The following is a 19,600-nucleotide window of genomic DNA, read 5'->3' as shown; positions in this document are numbered from 1 at the left end:
CGGCCAGCCGTCGGAGTCGCCGAACGCGATCGGGACGAGGCCGTCGGCCTGCATCTTCGTGGACAGCGTCTTGAGCTCGTCGAGCGTCTTCGGCTCGGTGTAGCCCTTCTCCTGCCACACGCTCTTCCGGTAGAAGATCGCCCACGGGTAGTAGTACAGCGGCACGAAGTACTGCTTGCCGTCCTTGCCGGTGGACTGCTGCTTGAGCGCGTCGGAGAAGCCGCTGCCGATGGTCTTCCAGACGTCGCTGATGTCGCCGACGAGGCCCTGCTCGGCGAAGAACTGCATGCGGTAGCCGGCGAACCAGCCGAAGACGTCGTCCGGGCCACCCTGCAGGTAGCTGTTGATGTTCTCCTGGAACGAGTTGTGGTCGACCGTGTTGATCTTGACCTTCGAACCGGAGCCGCTCATCACCTCGGCGATGGCCTTCTTGGGCACCGCGTCCGACCAGTTGGAGCCGAGGGTGACCTGGTCACCACCGCCGCCACCGGAGCCGCCGCTGCCACAGGCGGCGAGGCCGGCCAGCGCGCCGGCGCCCACCATCCCCTTCAACAAGGTGCGCCGCCCGATGGCGGGGACGCCGCCAGCGCCGAAGGAACGAGGGCTCATCATTGTGCGCCTCCTCTAGAGAACGGCGAGTAAACCAACACTTGTGAACGAGACCTGACAGAATCGAAACCCTGACGGTCGATGGGCAGCACTGTCAAGAGGCCGTGGTACTTTCGTGACATACCCAGGTCATCGAGTCGACACGTGACTCACTCTTCGTATTGATCTGATCTCTCACCGCCACTTCCGCTGTGCAACGGCTGTGTGCCACCATGTTGTCGCAAATTCCCCACGAAACATCGGATCAACAGGCGCGTCCTTCGCGAGACCGCGAAGATTGGTCCGGTAGGCGGCTGGTGAGCGGCACAAGAGGCGGTGTGCACGATGCGGACGTGTGGGGCTGTTCGAATGAGTCGTTTTATGATTGGCTCCGACTTGGGGGTGCCCGACCGGTTGGGAGAGGCGATGCTGGCAGCGGAGAGGCAAGCCCGGATCGTGGAGGAGATCCACCGGCGGGGTGCGGTGCGCGTCATCGAGTTCGCGCAGATGCTCGGCGTCTCCGACATGACGATCCGGCGGGACCTGGACGCACTCGCACAACAGGGCCTGGTCGACAAGGTGCACGGTGGCGCCACCCGTGCCCGTTCCGCGAGCACCGAGGAGCCCGGCTTCGAGGCCAAGTCGTTACGCCAGCAACCGGAGAAGGAGGCCATCGCGGAGGCGGCGGTCGAGCTGGTCTCCCCCGGCACCGCGGTCGGCCTGTCCGCCGGCACCACGACCTGGGCGCTCGCGCACGCGCTGCGCGCGGTCGACGGCCTGACGATCGTGACGAACTCGATGCGCATCGCGGACGTGCTGCACTCCTCCCCGCGCACCAACCAGAACGTGGTCGTCGTCGGTGGGGTGCGCACGCCCTCGGACGCGCTGGTCGGCCCGATCGCGGTGTCCGCGTTGGCACAGCTGCACCTGGACATCGTCTTCCTCGGCGTGCACGGCATGGCCGAGACGGCCGGCTACACGACACCGAACCTGCTGGAGGCCGACACCGACCGCGCGCTGGTCAAGGCGGGCCGGCGCCTGGTGGTACTGGCCGATCACACGAAATGGGGCATGGTGGGACTGTCCACAATCGCCCGTCTGGACGACGCGGACGTGGTGATCTCCGACGAGGGCCTGCCGTCGGACGGCCGGGCGGCGCTCGCCGAGCACGTCGACGACGTGCGACTCGTCAAGGTGGAGGAGAGCCGGTGAAGCGGACAGCGTCGCACCTCGCCGACGGCCGGGAGATCATCTACTTCGACTACGACTCGTCGCCGGCGCGGGAGCTCTCCGACCCCCGCACGCTCGACCCCGTGTCCACCGCGTCGCAGATGCGCCACGACCCGGTGCTCGACGAGTGGGTGATCCTGGCCTCGCACCGGCAGAACCGCACGTACCACCCGCCCACGACGGACTGTCCACTGTGTCCTTCCCGGGACGGCCGCCACACGGAGATCCCGTCGTCGGACTACGACGTGGCGGTGTTCGAGAACCGCTTCCCCTCGCTGTCGATGCACGCGGTGGGCGGTTTCGTCGACGGGTTGCCGCCGCTGGTCGAGTCCCGCCCGGGCATCGGCCGCTGCGAGGTGGTCTGCTTCACGAGCGACCACGACGCCGCGTTCGCGACGCTGAAGCCGGCACACGCCCGCCTGGTGGTGGACGCGTGGGCCGACCGGACGGCGGCGCTGGGCGCTCTGCCGGGCGTGGCACAGGTCTTCCCGTTCGAGAACCGCGGCGAGGCGATCGGGGTGACCCTGGGGCACCCGCACGGACAGATCTACGCGTACCCGTTCGTGACGCCGCGGAGCCGGCAGATGCTGGGCAACGCCCGCACCTTCTTCGAGCGCACCGGCCAGAACCTGTTCGCCGAGGTCCTCGCCGGCGAGCGGTCGTCGGGCGCGCGCGTGGTCGTGTCGTCGACCCACTGGACGGCCTTCGTCCCGGCGGCCGCCCGCTGGCCGGTCGAGGTGCACGTGTACCCGAACCGCCGCGTACTGGACATCCCGTCCCTGACCGACACCGAGCGGGACGACTTCGCCGAGCTGTACCTGGACGTGCTGCGCCGCCTGGACGCGCTGTACGGCAGGCCGCTGCCGTACGTGGCGGCGTGGCACCAGGCCCCGGTGGCGGACCCGCTGCGGGAACACGCTTACCTGCACCTGCAGGTGTCGTCCATCCAGCGGTCCCCGGACAAGCTGAAGTACCTGGCCGGCTCGGAGACGGGCATGGGGGCCTTCATCACGGACGTCCTGCCGGAGGACGTGGCGGAACGCCTGCGCGCGGCCGGCTCGTAACCCGACCTCCCGTACCACCCCCGCGTGTCCAACGCTCGGGAACGGTGAGTTCGACGAATCCGGCTGTCGTTGTTCGTTGAACTCACGCGTCCGCGGCGTTGGACACGCGGGTTCGTGATAAACAACTTCTCTCAGTGGATAAGTGCCAGTGCTTTGACCTGGGCGGGAACGGTTGAGAGAGTCGGGACATGAAACCCGGCGCAACGACGGGCGGGTCGCCCCTGGAACAACACGTGCGCACGGCGGTCGCCGCGCACCGTGACGACCGGGGTGCGCTGCTGCCGATCCTGCACGACATCCAGGCCACCTTCGGCTACGTCGACCCGGCGGTGGTCCCCCTGCTCGCCGACGAGCTGAACCTGTCGCGCGCGGATGTCCACGGCGTGATCAGCTTCTACCACGACTTCCGCAAGTCCCCCGCCGCCGGCACGCACGTGCGCATCTGCCGCGCGGAGGCGTGCCAGGCCGCCGGCGCCGAGCAGCTCGTCGCACACGCGAAGGACCGGCTGCGCACCGACATCGGCGGCACGTCACCGGACCGGGACACCACCCTTGACCAGGTCTTCTGCTTCGGCAACTGCGCGCTCGGCCCCACGGTCGAGATCAACGGCAGGATCGCCGGGCGCGTGACCCCGCAACGGTTCGACGCACTCCTCGACAAGGCATGAGCAGGCGGATGGACTTCGAGCACCAGGTGCATACAGTATGAGCGATGTGACCACTGTCTACGTTCCCCGCGACTCCGCCGCCATCTCCGTCGGCGCGGACGAGGTCGCGGTCGCCATCGCGACCTCGGCCGCCGCGGCCGGTCGCGAGATCAACCTGGTGCGCACCGGCTCGCGCGGGCTGCTGTGGCTCGAACCGCTGGTGGAGGTGGCGACGGAGCAGGGTCGCGTCGCCTACGGCCCGGTCGCCCCGGACGAGGTCGACGGCCTCGTCCGCGACGGCCTGCTCGACGGCGCCGACACCGACCACAGCCTCGGCCTCATCGCCGAGCACGAGTGGCTGCGCGACCAGAAGCGCGTCACCTTCGCCCGCGTCGGCGTCGTCGACCCGCTGTCCGCCCGCGACTACGAGGCCCACGGCGGCCTGCGCGGCCTGCGCAACGCGCTCGCGAGGACGCCCGACGAGGTCGTCCAGGAGGTCATCGACTCCGGGCTGCGTGGCCGCGGCGGCGCCGGCTTCCCCGCCGGCATCAAGTGGAAGACCGTCCTCGGCGCGCGGGCGGACGTGAAGTTCGTCTGCTGCAACGCGGACGAGGGCGACTCCGGCACGTTCGCCGACCGCATGCTCATGGAGGGCGACCCGTTCACGCTCATCGAGGGCATGACGATCGCGGCCTACGCGTCCGGTGCCACCGAGGGCTACGTCTACGTCCGTTCCGAGTACCCGGACGCGGTCGCCACGCTCCGCCGCGCGATCGAAGTCGCCTATGCCCACAACTGGTTGGGCGAGAACGTCCTCGGCAGCGGCCTGAGGTTCGACCTGGACGTCCGGGTCGGCGCCGGCGCGTACATCTGCGGCGAGGAGACCTCCATGCTGGAGAGCCTCGAGGGCAAGCGCGGCATGGTCCGCGCCAAGCCGCCGATTCCCGCGCTGGAAGGCCTGTTCGGCCGCCCAACCGTGGTCAACAACGTGCTCACGCTCGGGTCGGTGCCGATGATCCTGGCCGACGGCGCCGAGCGGTACCAGGGGGTCGGCGTGGGCCGGTCGCGCGGCACGCAGGTATTCCAGCTGGGCGGCAACGTCGCCCGCGGCGGCATCGTCGAGCTGCCGTTCGGTGTCACGCTGGGTGAGCTGGTCAACGGCTACGGCGGCGGCACCCGCACGGGTCGTCCGGTCCGCGCGGTCCAGGTCGGCGGCCCGCTCGGCGCGTACCTGCCCGTCGAGGGGTTCGACCTCAGGATGGACTACGAGGAGTTCGCGGCGGCCGGCGCGATGGTCGGGCACGGCGGCATCGTGGTCTTCGACGACACCGTCGACATGGCCCGGATGGCCCGCTTCGCCATGGAGTTCTGCGCCGTGGAGTCGTGCGGCAAGTGCACGCCGTGCCGCGTCGGCGCGGTCCGCGGCCGCGAGACGATCGACAGGATCATCGCGGGCACGGACGTCGAGGCGAACCTGGTCCTGCTCGACGACCTGTGTGAGCTGATGACCGACGGCTCGCTGTGCGCGATGGGTGGGCTGACCCCCATGCCCGTCCGCAGTGCCGTCAGGCACTTCCCCGGTGACTTCACCCGAAGCACCCCACTGCCCATGCCCACGTTCGGAGCCCCGTCATGAGTCTGCTCAAAGAACCCGACCTCGGCACGCCGGCGCGCAAGGGTGCCGCGACCGTGGCGGTCGAGATCGACGGCCAGCACGTGGCGGTGCCGGAGGGCACGTCGGTCATGCGTGCCGCCGCCCTCGCCGGCGTGGACGTGCCGAAGCTGTGCGCCACGGACTCCTTGGAGGCGTTCGGTTCCTGCCGCCTGTGCCTGGTGGAGATCGACGGCGTGAAGGGCACGCCCGCGTCGTGCACCACGCCGGTCCGGCCCGGCATGACCGTGCGCACGCAGACCCCGCGGCTCGAGAAGCTGCGCCGCGGTGTGATGGAGCTGTACATCTCCGACCACCCCCTGGACTGCCTGACCTGCGCCGCCAACGGCGACTGCGAGCTGCAGGACATGTCCGGTGTGGTCGGTCTGCGCGAGGTCCGCTACGGCGTGGGGGAAGGCGAGAACCACCTCGACGCGCCCACGGACTCGTCGAACCCGTACTTCGACTTCGACGCCAGCAAGTGCATCGTGTGCTCGCGCTGCGTCCGCGCCTGCGACGAGATCCAGGGCACGTTCGCGCTGACGATCGAGGGCCGCGGCTTCGACTCGAAGGTGTCGGCCGGTGGCCTGGACTTCCTCAGCTCCGAGTGCGTGTCGTGCGGTGCCTGCGTCCAGGCGTGCCCGACGGCGACGCTCGAGGAACGCTCCGTCGTGGACCTCGGCATGCCGACCCGTTCGGTGATCACGACCTGCGCGTACTGCGGCGTCGGCTGCTCGTTCAAGGCCGAGCTGAAGGGTGACGAGCTGGTCCGGATGGTGCCGTACAAGGACGGCGGCGCCAACGAGGGCCACTCCTGCGTGAAGGGCCGCTTCGCGTTCGGCTACGCGACGCACCCGGACCGCAGGCTGAACCCGATGGTGCGCGAGAAGATCACCGACGAGTGGCGCGAGGTCTCCTGGGAGGAGGCCATCGGGACGGTCGCCACGAAGATGCGGGACATCCAGTCCCGCCACGGCATCGGCGCGATCGGCGGCATCACCTCGTCCCGCTGCACCGACGAAGAGGTGTACGTGGTGCAGAAGATGGTGCGCGCCGCGTTCGGCAACAACAACGTCGACACGTGCGCGCGGGTGTGCCACTCCCCCACCGGTTACGGCCTCAAGCAGACGTTCGGCACCTCCGCCGGCACCCAGGACTTCAAGTCCGTGGACGAGGCGGACGTCATCGTGGTGATCGGCGCCAACCCGACCGACGCGCACCCGGTGTTCGCCTCGCGGATGAAGCAGCGCCTGCGCAAGGGTGCGAAGCTGATCGTCATGGACCCCCGGCGGATCGGCCTGGTGAAGTCGCCGCACATCAGGGCGGAGTACCACCTTCCGCTACGGCCGGGCACGAACGTGGCGATGGTCAACGCGTTCGCGCACGTGATCGTCACCGAAGGCCTGGTGAACCAGGAGTTCGTGGCGTCCCGCTGCGAGGACTACGAACCGTGGGCGGAGTTCATCTCCCTGCCGGAGAACTCCCCGGAGGCGCTCGAGGAGGTCACCGGCGTGCCTGCCGCCGACGTGCGTGCCGCCGCGCGGCTGTACGCGGCGGGCCCGAACTCGGCGATCTACTACGGCTTGGGTGTCACGGAGCACAGCCAGGGTTCCACAATGGTCATGGGCATGGCGAACCTGGCCATGGCCACCGGCAACATCGGCCGCGACGGTGTCGGCGTGAACCCGCTGCGGGGTCAGAACAACGTGCAGGGCAGCTGTGACATGGGTTCGTTCCCGCACGAGCTGCCCGGTTACCGCCACGTGTCCGACGACAACGTGCGCGAGATCTACGAGAAGCTGTGGGGCACGCCGATCCTGCCCGAGCCGGGCCTGCGGATCCCCAACATGTTCGACTCGGCGATCGACGGCACCTTCCGCGCGCTCTTCGTGCAGGGCGAGGACATCGCGCAGTCCGACCCGAACACCCAGCACGTCACCAGGGCGTTGGAGTCGCTGGAACTGCTGGTCGTGCAGGACCTGTTCATCAACGAGACGGCCAGGTTCGCGCACGTGTTCCTGCCCGGCACGTCGTTCCTGGAGAAGGACGGCACGTTCATCAACGCCGAGCGCCGGATCAACCGGGTGCGCCCGGTGATGAAGCCGAAGACCGGCAAGCACGAGTGGGAGATCGTCTGCGAGATCGCGCAGGCGATGGGTTATCCCATGCACTACGACGACACCAGCCAGATCATGGACGAGATCGCGCTGACGACGCCGACGTTCTCCGGCGTGTCGTTCGAGTTGCTCGACCGGGTCGGCAGCGTGCAGTGGCCGTGCAACCCCGATGCCCCGATGGGCACGCCGATCATGCACAGGGAGACGTTCGTGCGCGGCAAGGGCCGGTTCATGCCGACGAACTACGTGCCGACGAAGGAACGCAGCACCCGCAAGTACCCGCTGATCCTGACGACGGGCCGGATCCTGTCGCAGTACAACGTGGGCGCACAGACCCGGCGCACGGCGAACGTGGCGTGGCACCCGGAGGACACCCTGGAGATCCACCCGCACGACGCGGAGGTCCGCGGCATCAACGACGGCGACCGGGTGACGCTGGCGTCCCGCGTCGGCCAGACGTCGCTGCACGCCCGCATCTCGGACCGGATGCCCGTCGGCGTGGTCTACACGACGTTCCACCACCCGGTGACCGGCGCGAACGTGGTGACCACGGAACACTCGGACTGGGCGACGAACTGCCCGGAGTACAAGGTGACGGCGGTACAGGTCGGCCTGCGGATGTCCGGCCTCACGGCAGCGGAGGAACAGGTGGCGGTCCCGGTGGCAGGTTCATGAGCGACGCACTCCCACCACAGGTGCGGTTGGCGAACGAGATCGCGGTCCAGTTCGCCCACCTCCCCCCTGCCGAGGGCGCTTCCCGCGTGGCCAAGCACATGCGTGACTTCTGGGAGCCCCGGATGTTGCGCTCGCTGCTGGCGTACAAGGACGCGGGCGGCGAGGACCTCGACCCCCTCGCCGCGGCGGCGGCGGAGCAGCTCCGTCAACCGGCCTGACACCTCGCGCCGCCGGACCGACTGGTCCAGTGGCCGACTTCCCGCCGGAGGTGGAGGTCGTGCGCGGCGTGCCCGCCGAGGTCTCCACGGTCGTCGAGGCCGCGCCTTCGCGGATTGACGACCGACCACGCCGCCGACCTCCGCTGAGGTCACGCCTCCCCGGTGTTGATCTCCACCAGGACGGCGGCGGCCCTGCTGGCCGCCTCCGCCAGCAGTTCGGCCACCCGGGCGTCACCGAGGAGGCGGCGGTTGCCGTTCTCCACCAGGCCGTGGGCCAGTTGCGCGACCTGCGCCGCGGTCGAGGCGATCGTGCGGGGGACCTCGGTGGCGTGCCGCAGCGCCTCCTTGCGGGCCTCACCGCGGGTCGCGAGGACCGCTTTGTAGGCCTCCGCGTCGTCGGCGGCCAGCTGGACCAGGCGGAAGCGGAGCTCGTCACCTGCCTCGGCCACCTCGTCCGAGGAGCTGAAGCGGGCGGCCATCGAGACCAGTGCCGCCGCCGAAGCCGCAGCCATCGCGGCGACCGCGCCGCCACCGGGGGCCGGGGTGCGGGCCGCGACCTCCGCCAGGAACTCGTTCACGCCGCCTCCACTCAGGACAGACCCACGATCTGGCCGTCGGCGTCCAGGTCGATGCGGGTCGCGGCCGGGGACGCGCCCAGGCCCGGCATCGTGCGCATGTCGCCGCAGATCGGGTACACGAAACCGGCGCCGACCGACGCGCGCACCTCGCGCACCGGCAGCGTCCAGCCGGTCGGCGCGCCGAGCAGCGCCGGATCGGACGAGATCGACAGGTGGGTCTTCGCCATGCACACCGGCAGCTCGCCGAAACCGTTGCGCTCGAACCGGTCCAGAGCCCGGTCGGCCGCCGCCGAGTAGGACACGCCCGCCGCGCCGTACACCCGGGTCGCGATCGTCTCGATCTTCTCGCGCAGCGGGGCCGAGGACGGGTACAGCAGCTGGAACTCGCTCTTCTCCTCGGCGGCCTCGGCGACGGCCTCCGCCAGCTCGGTCGCGCCGGCCCCGCCGTCGGCGAAGTGCGTGCTGACCGCGACCCGCGCACCCATCTCCTCGGCGATCTCTCTGATCACGTCGTGCTCCGAGGCGAAGTCGCCGGGGAACGCGTTGATCGCGACCACCGGGGACACGCCGTGCATGCGGATGTTCTCGATCTGCTTGCGCAGGTTGGCGGCGCCGGCGTGCACGTCGTCCGGGTTCTCCGCCAGCAGGTCCGCCGGCAGCGGCTTACCGGCGACGATCCGGAACTTGCCGGAGTGGGCCTTGAGCGCCCGCACGGTCGCGACCAGCACCGCCGCGTCCGGGGCCTGGCCGGACACCCGGCACTTGATGTTGAAGAACCGCTCGGCACCCATGTCCGCGCCGAAGCCGGCCTCGGTGATGAGGTAGTCGCCGGTGCGCAGCCCGATGAGGTCCGCGACGACCGAGGAGTTGCCGGTCGCGATGTTGCCGAAGGGTCCGCAGTGGACCAGTACGGGCGTGTTCTCCAGCGTCTGCATGAGGTTCGGCTTGATCGCCTCGCGCAGCAGCACGGTCATCGCACCGGCGGTCCGGAGCTGCTCGGCGGTGACGGGCTCGCCGGCCCTGGTGTAACCGACGACGACCCGCCCCAACCGCTGGCGGAGGTCGTCGAGCCCGGTCGTCAGCGCGAGCGCGGCCATGACCTCGGAGGCGGCGGTGATGTCGAACCCGGTCTGCCGCGTGACCCCGTCGGCCCTGCCCCCGAGCCCGATGACGATGTTGCGCAGGGCGCGGTCGTTCATGTCGAGCACCCGGCGCCAGGTGATGTCGTCGAGGCCGAGCGCGTTGCCCTGGTGGAGGTGGTTGTCGACCATGGCGGCGAGCAGGTTGTGCGCCGCGGTGACGGCGTGCATGTCGCCGGTGAGGTGCAGGTTGAGCAGCTCCATCGGCACGACCTGGCTGTACCCGCCGCCGGCCGCGCCGCCCTTGATGCCGAGCGTGGGCCCCATGGACGGCTGCCGGATCGCGACGGTCGCCCGCCTGCCGAGATGCTTGAACCCCTGCCCGAGCCCGACGGTGGTCGTGGTCTTGCCCTCGCCGAGCGGCGTCGGCGTGATGGCACTGACCAGGACATACTTCGCCCGAGGCGCGTCGGCCAGCTCCTCGACGGCGCCGAGCCCGATCTTCATCACGTCGCGCCCGTAGGGTTCGAGCAGGTGGGCCGGCAACCCCATGTCACCCGCGATCTCGTCGATGGGCTTGAGCTTCGCGCCACGCGCGATCTCCAGATCGGACGGGAAGGCCATGTGCGCTCCTCGGGGTCGCCGGTGTCGGTGTCCAGTCAACCAGCGCGCGCGGTCGGAAGCAGAAGTGGCCCAAAGGGGACAGAACGGGCGCTGGACACAGTGGTGACACCCGGCCCGTCAGCCCGGCTGGGCCACAGCGCGGATCATCTCCGTGATCAGTGGTTGGCGCCACGCGGGAGCCAGGCCCAGGTGGTAGAACGCCAGGCCCGTCGCGCCCGCGGAGACCACGCGGCGGGCGTGGTCGGGCAGGCCCTCGTCCGTGGCCAGGACCGTGACATACGCGTCGACCGGCCGGCCCGAGACCACCGCCGCCTCCACCACGGGGGCGCTGTTCGTCGGCCAGGCTGGCACTATCAGGGCGGCCACGTCCGCGCCCGCGGTCGGGGTCAGGCCCGGGGACGCGCCCGTCACCCACGGGTCCGGGTGCGCGTGCAGCGTCACCGGGACCGACAGGTTCGCCAGGACCTCCGCACGGAGCAGGTCCGTGGCCGCGTGGCGGACGGCCAGCAGGTCCGCCGCGAACGGGACGTCGCCGGACGTGCGGACCGCCTCTCGCAGGGTGGACAGGACCCACGTCGGGTCCAGGCCCCGGCTCGACCAGCCCCGCTGGCAGGCGTCGCAACAGCACACCGACAGCCAACGCTGGGCGGGAACAGTCCAGGCACCGTCCGTCTTCTCGTGGTGCGACTGGTGGGTCAGGCCCAACTGCCCGCACGCCTCCAGCGACACCTCGTCCGCGTCGGCGGCGGCCTCGAGAGCCAGCGTCGCGGCGTACTCGCGGACCTCCGGTCGGGACGGGCACAACGCGTACGGGTACCGGTCGCCGAAGCAGTTCACCACCGCCACGTCCGGGAACTCGTTGCCCAGGCGGCTGTTGTGCGTCAGCACCACCCACGCCGACACCCGGAGCCCGGCCGCGCGCAGCACCGCGGCCGCCTCGCCCCAGGAGTCCGAGGTGGACATCCAGGCGGGTCGCAGCGGGCGGAGCCGGCGGCCGCGCCACACCGACTCCCGCACCGGACGGTACAGCGCCGCGTACCGCGCCTCGACCAGCTGGTGCGACGGGTGGAGAGGGGTCGCGGCGCGGACCGAGTGGTACGCGGACGCCAGCGCGACCGTGGTCAACCCGGTCGTCCGCGCGACGAAACCCGGGTCCCCCAGCACGTCCCACGGGTATGCGTGCCCCGTGAGCCGCATCAGTGGTCCGCTTCCGGGCCGCAGAAGTCCTGGCCCCCGATGTACCTCAGGTCCAGTTCGGACGCCGGGGTGACGTCGGCGGCGTAGGACTCCGCGTCGTCCCGTGGTTCGTAGCCCAGCGCGCGGGCGGCGTTCAGCGAGTACACGCCGCGTGTGTTCGCCGACGCGCCCCAGACGACGCGGAAACCCAGCGAGGGCAACGCGATCGCCGCCTCGAACAGGCGCGCGCAGTCGTCCGGGGACAGCCACGTGCCCAGGTGCCGCTCGGTCACGGGGCGCTCGATGCACGTTCCTATCCGGACACACAGCACGTTGAGACCGTACCGGTCGTGGTACATGCTGCCGAGCGCCTCACCGACGACCTTGCTCACGCCGTAGTACGTGTCCGGGCGCGGGAACAGGTCGTCCGGCGCGGACGTGGCGGGGTGGAAGCCCACCGCGTGGTTGCTGCTCGCGAAGATCACCAGCCGCACTCCGGCGTGCCGGGCCGCCTCCAGCACGGTGTGCGTGCCGTCGACGTTCACCGACAGGATGTCCGCCCACGGCGCCTCGCGGCTGTGCCCGCCGAGGTGGATCACCACGTCCACGTCCCGGCAGGCCGCCGCCATGGCGTCCGCGTCCGTGACCGAGGCCTCGATGGTCTCCGCGTCGTCGCCGGGCGGCAGGGGTGCGACGTCCAGCAGCCGGAGCACCCGGTCGGGACGGCCGAGCCGGGGGCGCAACAGTGTGCCCATGCCCCCGGCCGCGCCGGTGATCAACACACGCTCTGTCAAGTCACGGGCTCCTTCAACCTGGTCACCAGCTGGGTCGGGTTGACGAACCGTAGCGCGACCACCAGGAGGACTGCCATGGAGCCCGTGTAGATCACTGCCATCGCGTCGACCGACTGCTGCGCGCGGATGCCGGCCGAGAACATCGCCTCGTACAGCGACACCACCAGCGTCTGGCTGGTCGGGCCCGCGGTGAGGAAGGTCAGCTCGAACATGCCGACCGTGCGCACCAGCACCAGGATCGCCGCGGCGAGGATGCCGGGCACCAGCAGGGGCGCAAGCACCCGGCCGAACACCGCGGACGTCCTCGCGCCGCACATGCGGGCCGCCGCCTCGATCTTGGGGTCGATCTGCTCGATGAACGGGGTCATCGTCAGGATCACGAACGGCACCGACGGCACCAGGTTCGCGAGCACGACGCCGGTCATGCTGCCCGCCAGCCCGAACTTGTACAGCACGGTCGCGAGCGGGATGCCGTAGGTCATGGGCGGCATCAGGATCGGCAGCAGGAACAGCACGTTCACCAGCTGCTTGCCGGGGAAGCTCCGCCGCGCCAGCGCGTAGGCGGCCGGCACGCCGAGCACCACCGACAGCACCACGACCACGACCGACACCTGCAACGTCACCAGCAGCACGTCCAGCAGGTTCATCTCGTGCCACGCCGTGGAGTACCACGAGGTGGTCAGCCCGGCCGGCCACCAGGTGCCGAACCACTGCGTGGAGAAGGAGTTCACGACCACCGAGATGACCAGCGCGAACACGTTGACCAGGAAGAACGCCACCGCGGCCCACGTCAGCCACGCGCCGATGGACAGCTTCATCCCTTGCCTCCCGTCGCGCCGCGGTACAGAGTGGACCGCCATGCCAGCACCAGCCCGATCACCACGAGCATGACCACCGCCATGATCATCGCGATGGCCGAGCCCAGCGGGTAGTCGAAGTCGCGGAAGGCCGCCTCGTACGCGGCGATCGACATCACCCGTGTCTCCCCCTGCGGCAGGCCGACCAGGTACGCCGACGGGAACACGGAGAACGCGAGCACGAACGTCAGGCAGAACGTGATCGCGAGGCCCGGTGCCAGCAGCGGCAGCGTGATGTGGCGGAAGCGCTTGCGCCAGTCCGCGCCCATCGTGGCCGCCGCCTGCTCCAGCGTCGGGTCGATGCCGGACAGGTACGACAGCGTCAGCAGGAACGCGAACGGGAACCCGCTGATGACCAGCGACAGGAGCACGCCGGTGTAGTTGTGCACCAGCCGAACCGGTTCGTCCACGCCGAACAGCCCGAGGACCTTGCTGAACCAGCCGGTCGGGTCGAGGTAGCGGATCAGGCCCTCGGCCGTGAGGACCGTGCCGAGGGTGATCGGGAGGACGAACGCGGTGGTGAGCAGCCGCTTGCCCCGCATCGGCCGGCGCATCCGGTAGGCGATCGGGATCGACGCGAACACGTTGATCAGCGCGGCCGGGACCGCGAGCCGCAGTGTGATCCAGATCGTGTCGAACAGGTAGGAGTCGGAGAAGAACCTCGTGTAGTTCGCGAACGGGCTGCCGCCGGCCTTGGGCTGGAACGACAGCTGGAGTCCATAGAGGACCGGGTACACGAACAGCACGACCACGAACAGCAGCGCGGGCAGCAGCAACACGACCGTGCGGTCCACCCCGCGCTCGGCCAGCCGGTGCCGGAGGCTGGGCTTTTCGGGTGCGGCGACGGGTTTGTCGAGGGTCGCGGTCATGGCATGAACACCAGGACCCGCTCGCGGGGCACCCGGAACAGCACCTCGTCGCCCGGCGCGAGCCGGCTCTCGGTGCGCACGTGCAGTGCCTCGCCGTTCGCCAGCCGCGCCTCGACCGCCTGCTCGCGGCCGTGGTACTCGACGACCTCCACGGTCGCCCACAGCGTGTTCTCGCCCTCCTCGCCCGCCACCCGGACGTCGGTGGGCCGGAAAGCCGCGACGGCCTCCCCTTCGCGGAGGCCGTCGCGGTTCACCCCGGTCAGCGTGAACCCCTCTCCCGCGACCGAGACCGTGCCGTCGTCCGAAGAGGACACCTTCACCGACAACAGGTTGCGGTAGCCCATGAAGCCGGCCACGTACCGGTTCGCCGGGTGCGCGTACACCTCCTCCGGCGAACCGACCTGCTGCACCAGCCCGTCCCGCAGGACCACCAGCCGGTCGGCGAGGGCGAGCGCCTCCTCCTGGTCGTGCGTCACGTACACGGTCGTGAGCCCGAGCGACTGGTGCAGGCGACGGATCTCGGTCCGCATCTCGATGCGCAGCGTGGCGTCCAGATTGGACAGTGGCTCGTCCATCAGCACCAGCGGCGGCTCCAGGACGATGGCCCGCGCGATCGCGACCCGCTGCTGCTGCCCGCCGGACAGCTGCGCGGGGAACTTGCGCGCGTGGTCGGTCAGCTGCACCAGCCGCAGCGCCTCGTCGACGCGGCGTTCCCGTTCCGCGCGGGCGACCTTGCGCATGGACAGCCCGAACGCGACGTTGCGGCGCACGGACATGTGCGGGAACAACGCGTAGTTCTGGAACACCATGCCGAAGCCGCGCCGTTCGGGCGGGAGCATGTCGATCCGCCTGCCGTCCATCAGGATCTGCCCGCCGGTCAGCGGGAGCAGACCGGCCAGGCAGTTCAGCGCGGTCGACTTGCCGCACCCGGACGGGCCGAGCAGGGCGACGAACTCACCGCCCTTGATGGTCAGGTCCAGGTCTCGCAGGGCGACGTGGTCGCCGAACGCCCTGCGGACCTTGTCTATGTGTAGTTCGGCAAAGCTCACTTTGTCTTCCCGCTGCCGATCTCGCGGTCCCACTTCTGGAACGCGGCCACCTGCTGCTCCGCCGGCAGCGACGTCTCCTGCGGGTTGTTCTTGATCAGGTTGTCGTACTCCTTGCGGCCGAACTGCTCGATCGCGTCCTGGGACGCCTGCGGTGCCATGTCCAGGGTCACGCCCTTGACCGCCGGGCCCGGGTAGAAGTAGCCCTTGTCGTAGGCCTTCGCCTGCTGCTGCGGCCTGAGCATCCACTGGATGAGTGCGAGGTCGGCCGACAGCACGTCCTCGGAGACGCCGCGTGGGATCACGGCGTAGTGCGCGTCGGTGACCCAGTGGAAACCCTTGAGCGTGGTGATCTTCATCCCCGCCGGCACCGTGCCGAGCACGCGCGGGTTGATGTCCCACCCGGTGGTCGAGGCGATCATGTTGGCCGTGCCGTTGGCCAGGTTCGTCATCGTCGCGGTGGTGCCGGTCGGGTAGTAGTCGACGTACTGGCCCAGCTCCTTGAGGTAGGCCCAGGTCTTGTCCCAGCCGTTCTCCGGGTCCTTGGGATCCTTGTCCTTCAACAGGTACGGCAGCCCCATGAGGAACGTGCGGCCGGGACCGGAGTTGGCCGGCACGGCGTACTGGAACTTCCCGGGGTGCGCCTTCGCCCACTTCAGCAGGTCGTCGGTGGTCTTCGGCGGGTCCTTGACCACGTTCGGGTCGTACTCGATCAACGGCCCGGACGGGTAGAAGGTGACCTCGATGCCCTGGTCCTGCGCCAGCTCCTGCATCTTCCCCGCCGCCGGGAGGTAGTTCTCCGCCAGCTTCGGGAAGCGGGAGGAGAAGTCCGGCAACAGCTTCAGCACCAGCTTCTCCTGGATCACCGCGGACAGGCCGTCGGTGCCGGTGAGCACGAGGTGGGTCTGCGACTGGCCACCCTGCTGCTCGGCCTGCAGCTTGCCCGGCATCTCGGGCGCGGTCGCCTTGGTGTAGTTGACCTTGCTGACGATGTCCGGGTTCTTGGCGACGAACTCGTCGATCATGCCCTGCGTGAGCTGCAGGTTGCCGGCCACGTCGAGGATGTTCAGCTCGACCGGCTGCGACGGTTTCTTCGGCACGTTGCTCGTCGCCACCGTCGCCGGTGCCTTCTGGGCCGTCTCCGGCGCACCGCACGCCAGCGTGGCCACCAGCACCAGCGCTAACCCGAAGGCCGCCCTCGTTGTCCTGCGCATGCCGCTCCCTCCGCCTGATGTCTTCTACCGCGTGCCGCGCAACCGGTGGCGCAGCTGGGCCTCGTACAGGTTGCTCGGGTACACCGGCTGGTCGAGCGCGTCGGCCACCGAGCCGACGTCACCGGTGAAGTCCTTGGGGTGGTCGGTCGGGCCGGTCGTGCCGCGGATGCCGACCATCGCGCTGTGCGGCGCGTGCTCCTCCAGCCGGATGCCGTGCGACCGGCCGTTCGTGACGTCGATGTCCCAGTGGCAGAACCGCGCGCCCCAGCGCGGTCCCGCGTCACTCGCGCCACCCGTGGATCCGTTGTTGGTCACGGTGATCGCGGTGCGCACGCTCTCGAACGGCAACGCGCGGTGCGAGTCGAACGTGCCCTCCATGACGCCGTTCGACCAGACGTTGCCACCGGAGAGGCCCTCGGTGTTCAGGCCGTGGTGGATGGCGCCCGTGGCGACCGGGGTGGTCGCCGGCGGGATCTCGAAGTGGTCGACGAGCATGTCGTTGGTCTGCACGCGGCAGATGAACGTGTGGTGGCGGGCGCGGCCGCCGACCCTGACGCCGGTGAGCATGAGGTTCTTGCTGGTGGTGGAGCCGAAGCCGTTGTCGCTGTGCCACAGGTCGACGTCGCGTGCCCAGCAGTTGAGCGTGGCCTGGTAGTGCGGGCCGTTGAAGCCGAGGTCCTGGTGGTGGGTGGTCTGCGGGGTCAGCCTCATCTCGATGGTCAGGTCCTCGATGCCCGACTCGCTGACCACCGGGCCGAGCGTGGCGAACCGCGGTGACCAGCCGGCCCGCAGGTCGAGCCGGAGTGGTTGCGCCAGCACGATCCCGTCGTGGCGCACCTTCGCCACCTGGACCGGGAACCGGTAGCGGTCGAAGTTGACCTTCAGCGGCCAGTCCGTCAGCTCCGGGCGCAGGCGGCGGGCGGCGGTCTCCCACGGGTAGGTCGCGGCGCCGGGGATGTCGCCGGCCAGGTGCGCGAGCAGCGAGTTGTCGCTCGTGTTGTCGGCCAGCAGGAGAACGTGCTCACCCGCGCGGAACTCGCTCGGATCGTCGACCGGGATGTGCCTGCTGCCGCGCGGGACGTCCGCGGTGACCTCGGCCAGGTCCCGGTTGTCCAACCAGCCCTCGTTGCCGACGAACCCGGCGGCCTCCAGCTGGGCACGCAGCTCCCGCGGCATGAACCAGACCATGCCGCCGTTCCACGACCACTCCTGGCGCGACGGGGGCCGGTAGCTCTCGGTGAGGGACTTCGCGAAGTACAGCCTGGTGCGGTTCCTGCCCGCGCCGCGGATGACGACGTTGCCGCGGTGCACCCACACGACGCCCGTCAGCAGGTACGTGCCCGGGGGGACGTACACGGCGCCGCCGCCCGCCGCGCCGACACGCTCGACCGCCTCATTGAAGGCGGCGGTGCAGTCGGTCGTGCCGTCGCCGACCGCGCCGAAGGACGTCACGCTGGCGCGGACCCCCGGCCGCGGGATGGGCCGCTCGCCACGGTGGTATCCCGCGTAGGAGACGTTGGGGACCAAGGGGTGCGTGTCCGGATTCGACAGGTACTCGCGCCACAGGTCGTTCCAGTGTGGATGATCGGCAGCGGCGGCGGGACCGCTGGTCACCGCCGCTGAGAGATAACCGCTTGCCGCGGTGATTCCAGCCGCACGAAGGAATCCACGCCGATCCATGGTTGGGAGCCTAGCCGTCCACACCGACTGAGGAAAAGGCTTTCCTGGCGGGTACGCCGAAACTTCCAGCCGTCAAGAGGCGTGGTCGACATGGTCAATGCGCGATGTCGTTCTTTATCGAAACAGGTGATGCCCGGCCGGCATCAGGTCGCCCGTGACCGCGGCTCCCGCACCAGGGCACGGCGGCAGAACACGGGACTCGCAGGGCTGAACGCGGGACTCGCGGGGGTTGGGCATAGGACTCGCGACGGTCGGGCGTGGGACTCGCGACGGCTACTTGTTCGCCTTCTTGGACTCCTTGGCCGCTTCTTTCTCGGCCTTCCTCGACTCCTTGGCGGCTTCCTTCGCGGACTGCTTCGACTCCTTGGCCGCCTGCTTTTCGGTCTTCGGGTCCTCGGCGGTGGTCGACACCGCCGTGGTGGTCACCGCCGCCGGTGCCGGGCCCGCCGGGAGCGTGGTCGTCGTGGCGGCCGTGGACGTGCCGCCGGCGTCAGCGGGAGTCTTCCGGTCACCCGCCGGAGCCGCCGGGCCCTCGATCGAGTCGGACGTCCCGGTCGGGTTGGCCAGCGCCGGGATCGGGAAGGGCTGCTCACCGGCGACGTTCGGCACGGTCGAGACCACCGTGGTCACGGCCGCCGCGGCGATCACGGCCGCGACGCCGATCTTCGCCAGCAACGTCTTCACGGCCACCGCGCCGGACGCGGCGGCCGCACCCGGCGCCGGGACGTACGCGGCGGCGAACGCCGCACCCAGCAGCACCGGCGCCACCGACGCGCGCAGCTCCTCGTTGATCCTGCTCAGCGCGTCCGCACGGGCCCGGCACTCCGCGCAGACCGCCAGGTGGCGGCTGATCTTGCGGCCCAACGGAACCGGCACGCTGCGCCGCACCCACCCCGCCAGCTTGGCCACCGTCGCGCGGCACTCCCGGCCCTCGACCTCCGCGAGGTGGGCACGCAGGTACGCCTGCCGCAGCCCCTCCCGCGCCCGGTACGCCAGCGCCGCCACCCCGTTCGGCCGCATGCCGAGCAGCGGGGCGATCTCCGCCGGCGTCTCCTCCTCGACCTCGGTGTGCCACAACACGGTCCGCCACCGCTCCGGCAGGCTCGCGAACGCGGTCGCGGCGGTCATCGCCTCCCAGCGGTTCATCACCGGGTCGCCGCCCGGCCGCGGCAGGTAGGCCTCCGGCACGTCCGCGTACGGTGCCACGGAGGCACCCCGGGACGTGCTGATCGCCGCGTTGCGCATCGTGACGAGCAGGTACGCGCGGAACTCCTCGGTGGGGCCGGCGCCGTCCCGCAGGACGCGCAGCACCCGCACGAACGCGTCCGCCACCAGGTCCTCGCGCTCGGCCGGCGTGTGCGCGAGGCACGACGCGGCCCGCTTCGCGGCGTGCAGGTGCCGCTCGTAGAGCACGCCGTACGCCTCCGAGTCGCCGGCACGCACCTCCGCGATCAGGTCGGCGTCGGACTTCAGGTCGAGATCGGGACTCACCG

At 70.2% G+C, this 19,600-nt stretch carries 17 protein-coding genes; 6 read left to right on the top strand and 11 right to left on the bottom strand.

Annotation, left to right across the window (positions count from 1 at the left end; translation table 11 throughout):
• A partial coding sequence (locus ACJ73U_RS20850; protein WP_407779338.1) for an ABC transporter substrate-binding protein occupies nt 1-609 on the bottom strand: 609 nt, incomplete at its 3' end.
• 405 nt (nt 610-1,014) lie between these two features.
• On the opposite strand from ACJ73U_RS20850, the gene ACJ73U_RS20845 reads away from it, so the two are divergent.
• The 6 genes from ACJ73U_RS20845 (at nt 1,015) to ACJ73U_RS20820 (ending at nt 8,190) form a co-directional block, all read left to right on the top strand.
• Nucleotides 1,015-1,800, top strand: a complete 786-nt coding sequence (locus tag ACJ73U_RS20845; protein WP_407779337.1) for a DeoR/GlpR family DNA-binding transcription regulator — start codon at nt 1,015-1,017, stop codon at nt 1,798-1,800.
• Nucleotides 1,797-2,882, top strand: a complete 1,086-nt coding sequence (gene galT / locus ACJ73U_RS20840) for a galactose-1-phosphate uridylyltransferase (protein ID WP_407779336.1) — start codon at nt 1,797-1,799, stop codon at nt 2,880-2,882. Before ACJ73U_RS20845 ends, galT begins: the two co-directional genes overlap by 4 nt.
• 188 nt (nt 2,883-3,070) lie before the next feature.
• The gene (locus tag ACJ73U_RS20835; protein WP_407779335.1) at nt 3,071-3,550 is read left to right on the top strand and encodes an NAD(P)H-dependent oxidoreductase subunit E; all 480 of its coding nucleotides are present in this window, start codon (nt 3,071-3,073) and stop codon (nt 3,548-3,550) included.
• A gap of 37 nt (nt 3,551-3,587) precedes the next feature.
• Entirely contained in the window at nt 3,588-5,165 is a 1,578-nt protein-coding gene (locus ACJ73U_RS20830; RefSeq protein ID WP_407779334.1) for a formate dehydrogenase beta subunit, read from the top strand.
• Nucleotides 5,162-7,972, top strand: coding sequence for a formate dehydrogenase subunit alpha (fdhF, locus tag ACJ73U_RS20825; RefSeq protein WP_407779333.1), 2,811 nt, complete (start codon nt 5,162-5,164; stop codon nt 7,970-7,972). The genes ACJ73U_RS20830 and fdhF overlap by 4 nt, the downstream gene beginning before the upstream one ends.
• Nucleotides 7,969-8,190 carry a formate dehydrogenase subunit delta gene (locus ACJ73U_RS20820; RefSeq protein ID WP_407779332.1) on the top strand — a complete coding sequence of 74 codons (222 nt, stop codon included), beginning with the start codon at nt 7,969-7,971 and terminating at the stop codon, nt 8,188-8,190. Before fdhF ends, ACJ73U_RS20820 begins: the two co-directional genes overlap by 4 nt.
• Nucleotides 8,191-8,339: 149 nt before the next feature.
• On the opposite strand, the gene ACJ73U_RS20815 is transcribed toward ACJ73U_RS20820, so the two are convergent.
• The 10 genes from ACJ73U_RS20815 to ACJ73U_RS20770 form a co-directional block, all read right to left on the bottom strand.
• Nucleotides 8,340-8,768 (bottom strand): cyclodeaminase/cyclohydrolase family protein, encoded by a 429-nt coding sequence (locus ACJ73U_RS20815; RefSeq protein WP_407779331.1) that lies wholly within the window; start codon nt 8,766-8,768, stop codon nt 8,340-8,342.
• A gap of 11 nt (nt 8,769-8,779) precedes the next feature.
• Nucleotides 8,780-10,471 (bottom strand): formate--tetrahydrofolate ligase, encoded by a 1,692-nt coding sequence (locus ACJ73U_RS20810; RefSeq protein ID WP_407779330.1) that lies wholly within the window; start codon nt 10,469-10,471, stop codon nt 8,780-8,782.
• A 117-nt stretch (nt 10,472-10,588) separates the two neighbouring features.
• Nucleotides 10,589-11,668: a hypothetical protein gene (locus tag ACJ73U_RS20805; protein ID WP_407779329.1), complete on the bottom strand. Its 1,080-nt coding sequence runs from the start codon at nt 11,666-11,668 to the stop codon at nt 10,589-10,591.
• Nucleotides 11,668-12,441, bottom strand: a complete 774-nt coding sequence (locus ACJ73U_RS20800) for an NAD-dependent epimerase/dehydratase family protein (protein ID WP_407779328.1) — start codon at nt 12,439-12,441, stop codon at nt 11,668-11,670. Before ACJ73U_RS20800 ends, ACJ73U_RS20805 begins: the two co-directional genes overlap by 1 nt.
• On the bottom strand, nt 12,438-13,259 hold the full coding sequence (locus tag ACJ73U_RS20795) for an ABC transporter permease (RefSeq protein WP_407779327.1): 822 nt from the start codon (nt 13,257-13,259) through the stop codon (nt 12,438-12,440). The genes ACJ73U_RS20800 and ACJ73U_RS20795 overlap by 4 nt, the downstream gene beginning before the upstream one ends.
• Nucleotides 13,256-14,167 carry an ABC transporter permease gene (locus ACJ73U_RS20790; RefSeq protein WP_407779326.1) on the bottom strand — a complete coding sequence of 304 codons (912 nt, stop codon included), beginning with the start codon at nt 14,165-14,167 and terminating at the stop codon, nt 13,256-13,258. Before ACJ73U_RS20790 ends, ACJ73U_RS20795 begins: the two co-directional genes overlap by 4 nt.
• Nucleotides 14,164-15,216, bottom strand: a complete 1,053-nt coding sequence (locus tag ACJ73U_RS20785; RefSeq protein WP_407779325.1) for an ABC transporter ATP-binding protein — start codon at nt 15,214-15,216, stop codon at nt 14,164-14,166. Before ACJ73U_RS20785 ends, ACJ73U_RS20790 begins: the two co-directional genes overlap by 4 nt.
• The gene (locus tag ACJ73U_RS20780; RefSeq protein ID WP_407779324.1) at nt 15,213-16,427 is read right to left on the bottom strand and encodes an extracellular solute-binding protein; all 1,215 of its coding nucleotides are present in this window, start codon (nt 16,425-16,427) and stop codon (nt 15,213-15,215) included. The genes ACJ73U_RS20785 and ACJ73U_RS20780 overlap by 4 nt, the downstream gene beginning before the upstream one ends.
• A 24-nt stretch (nt 16,428-16,451) precedes the next feature.
• A complete protein-coding gene (locus tag ACJ73U_RS20775; protein WP_407779323.1) occupies nt 16,452-18,041 on the bottom strand; it encodes a glycosyl hydrolase family 28-related protein in 1,590 nt (529 codons plus the stop codon).
• Between the two features lie 339 nt (nt 18,042-18,380).
• Nucleotides 18,381-19,598, bottom strand: coding sequence for an RNA polymerase sigma factor (locus tag ACJ73U_RS20770; RefSeq protein WP_407779322.1), 1,218 nt, complete (start codon nt 19,596-19,598; stop codon nt 18,381-18,383).
• Nucleotides 19,599-19,600: the final 2 nt, after the last annotated feature.

The organism is Actinophytocola sp., assembly GCF_045807065.1.
Taxonomy (GTDB): Bacteria; Actinomycetota; Actinomycetes; order Mycobacteriales; family Pseudonocardiaceae; genus Actinophytocola.
This window is presented reverse-complemented; position numbering and strand designations above follow the sequence as displayed.

Excerpts from the sequence above, each read along its gene's own strand:
- ACJ73U_RS20845 (WP_407779337.1), top strand. The coding sequence starts at position 1,015 with ATGCTGGCAGCGGAGAGGCAAGCCCGGATCGTGGAGGAGATCCACCGG.
- ACJ73U_RS20835 (WP_407779335.1), top strand. The coding sequence starts at position 3,071 with ATGAAACCCGGCGCAACGACGGGCGGGTCGCCCCTGGAACAACACGTG.
- ACJ73U_RS20830 (WP_407779334.1), top strand. The coding sequence starts at position 3,588 with ATGAGCGATGTGACCACTGTCTACGTTCCCCGCGACTCCGCCGCCATC.
- fdhF (WP_407779333.1), top strand. The coding sequence starts at position 5,162 with ATGAGTCTGCTCAAAGAACCCGACCTCGGCACGCCGGCGCGCAAGGGT.
- ACJ73U_RS20820 (WP_407779332.1), top strand. The coding sequence starts at position 7,969 with ATGAGCGACGCACTCCCACCACAGGTGCGGTTGGCGAACGAGATCGCG.
- ACJ73U_RS20810 (WP_407779330.1), bottom strand. The coding sequence starts at position 10,471 with ATGGCCTTCCCGTCCGATCTGGAGATCGCGCGTGGCGCGAAGCTCAAG.
- ACJ73U_RS20805 (WP_407779329.1), bottom strand. The coding sequence starts at position 11,668 with ATGCGGCTCACGGGGCACGCATACCCGTGGGACGTGCTGGGGGACCCG.
- ACJ73U_RS20795 (WP_407779327.1), bottom strand. The coding sequence starts at position 13,259 with ATGAAGCTGTCCATCGGCGCGTGGCTGACGTGGGCCGCGGTGGCGTTC.
- ACJ73U_RS20790 (WP_407779326.1), bottom strand. The coding sequence starts at position 14,167 with ATGACCGCGACCCTCGACAAACCCGTCGCCGCACCCGAAAAGCCCAGC.
- ACJ73U_RS20780 (WP_407779324.1), bottom strand. The coding sequence starts at position 16,427 with ATGCGCAGGACAACGAGGGCGGCCTTCGGGTTAGCGCTGGTGCTGGTG.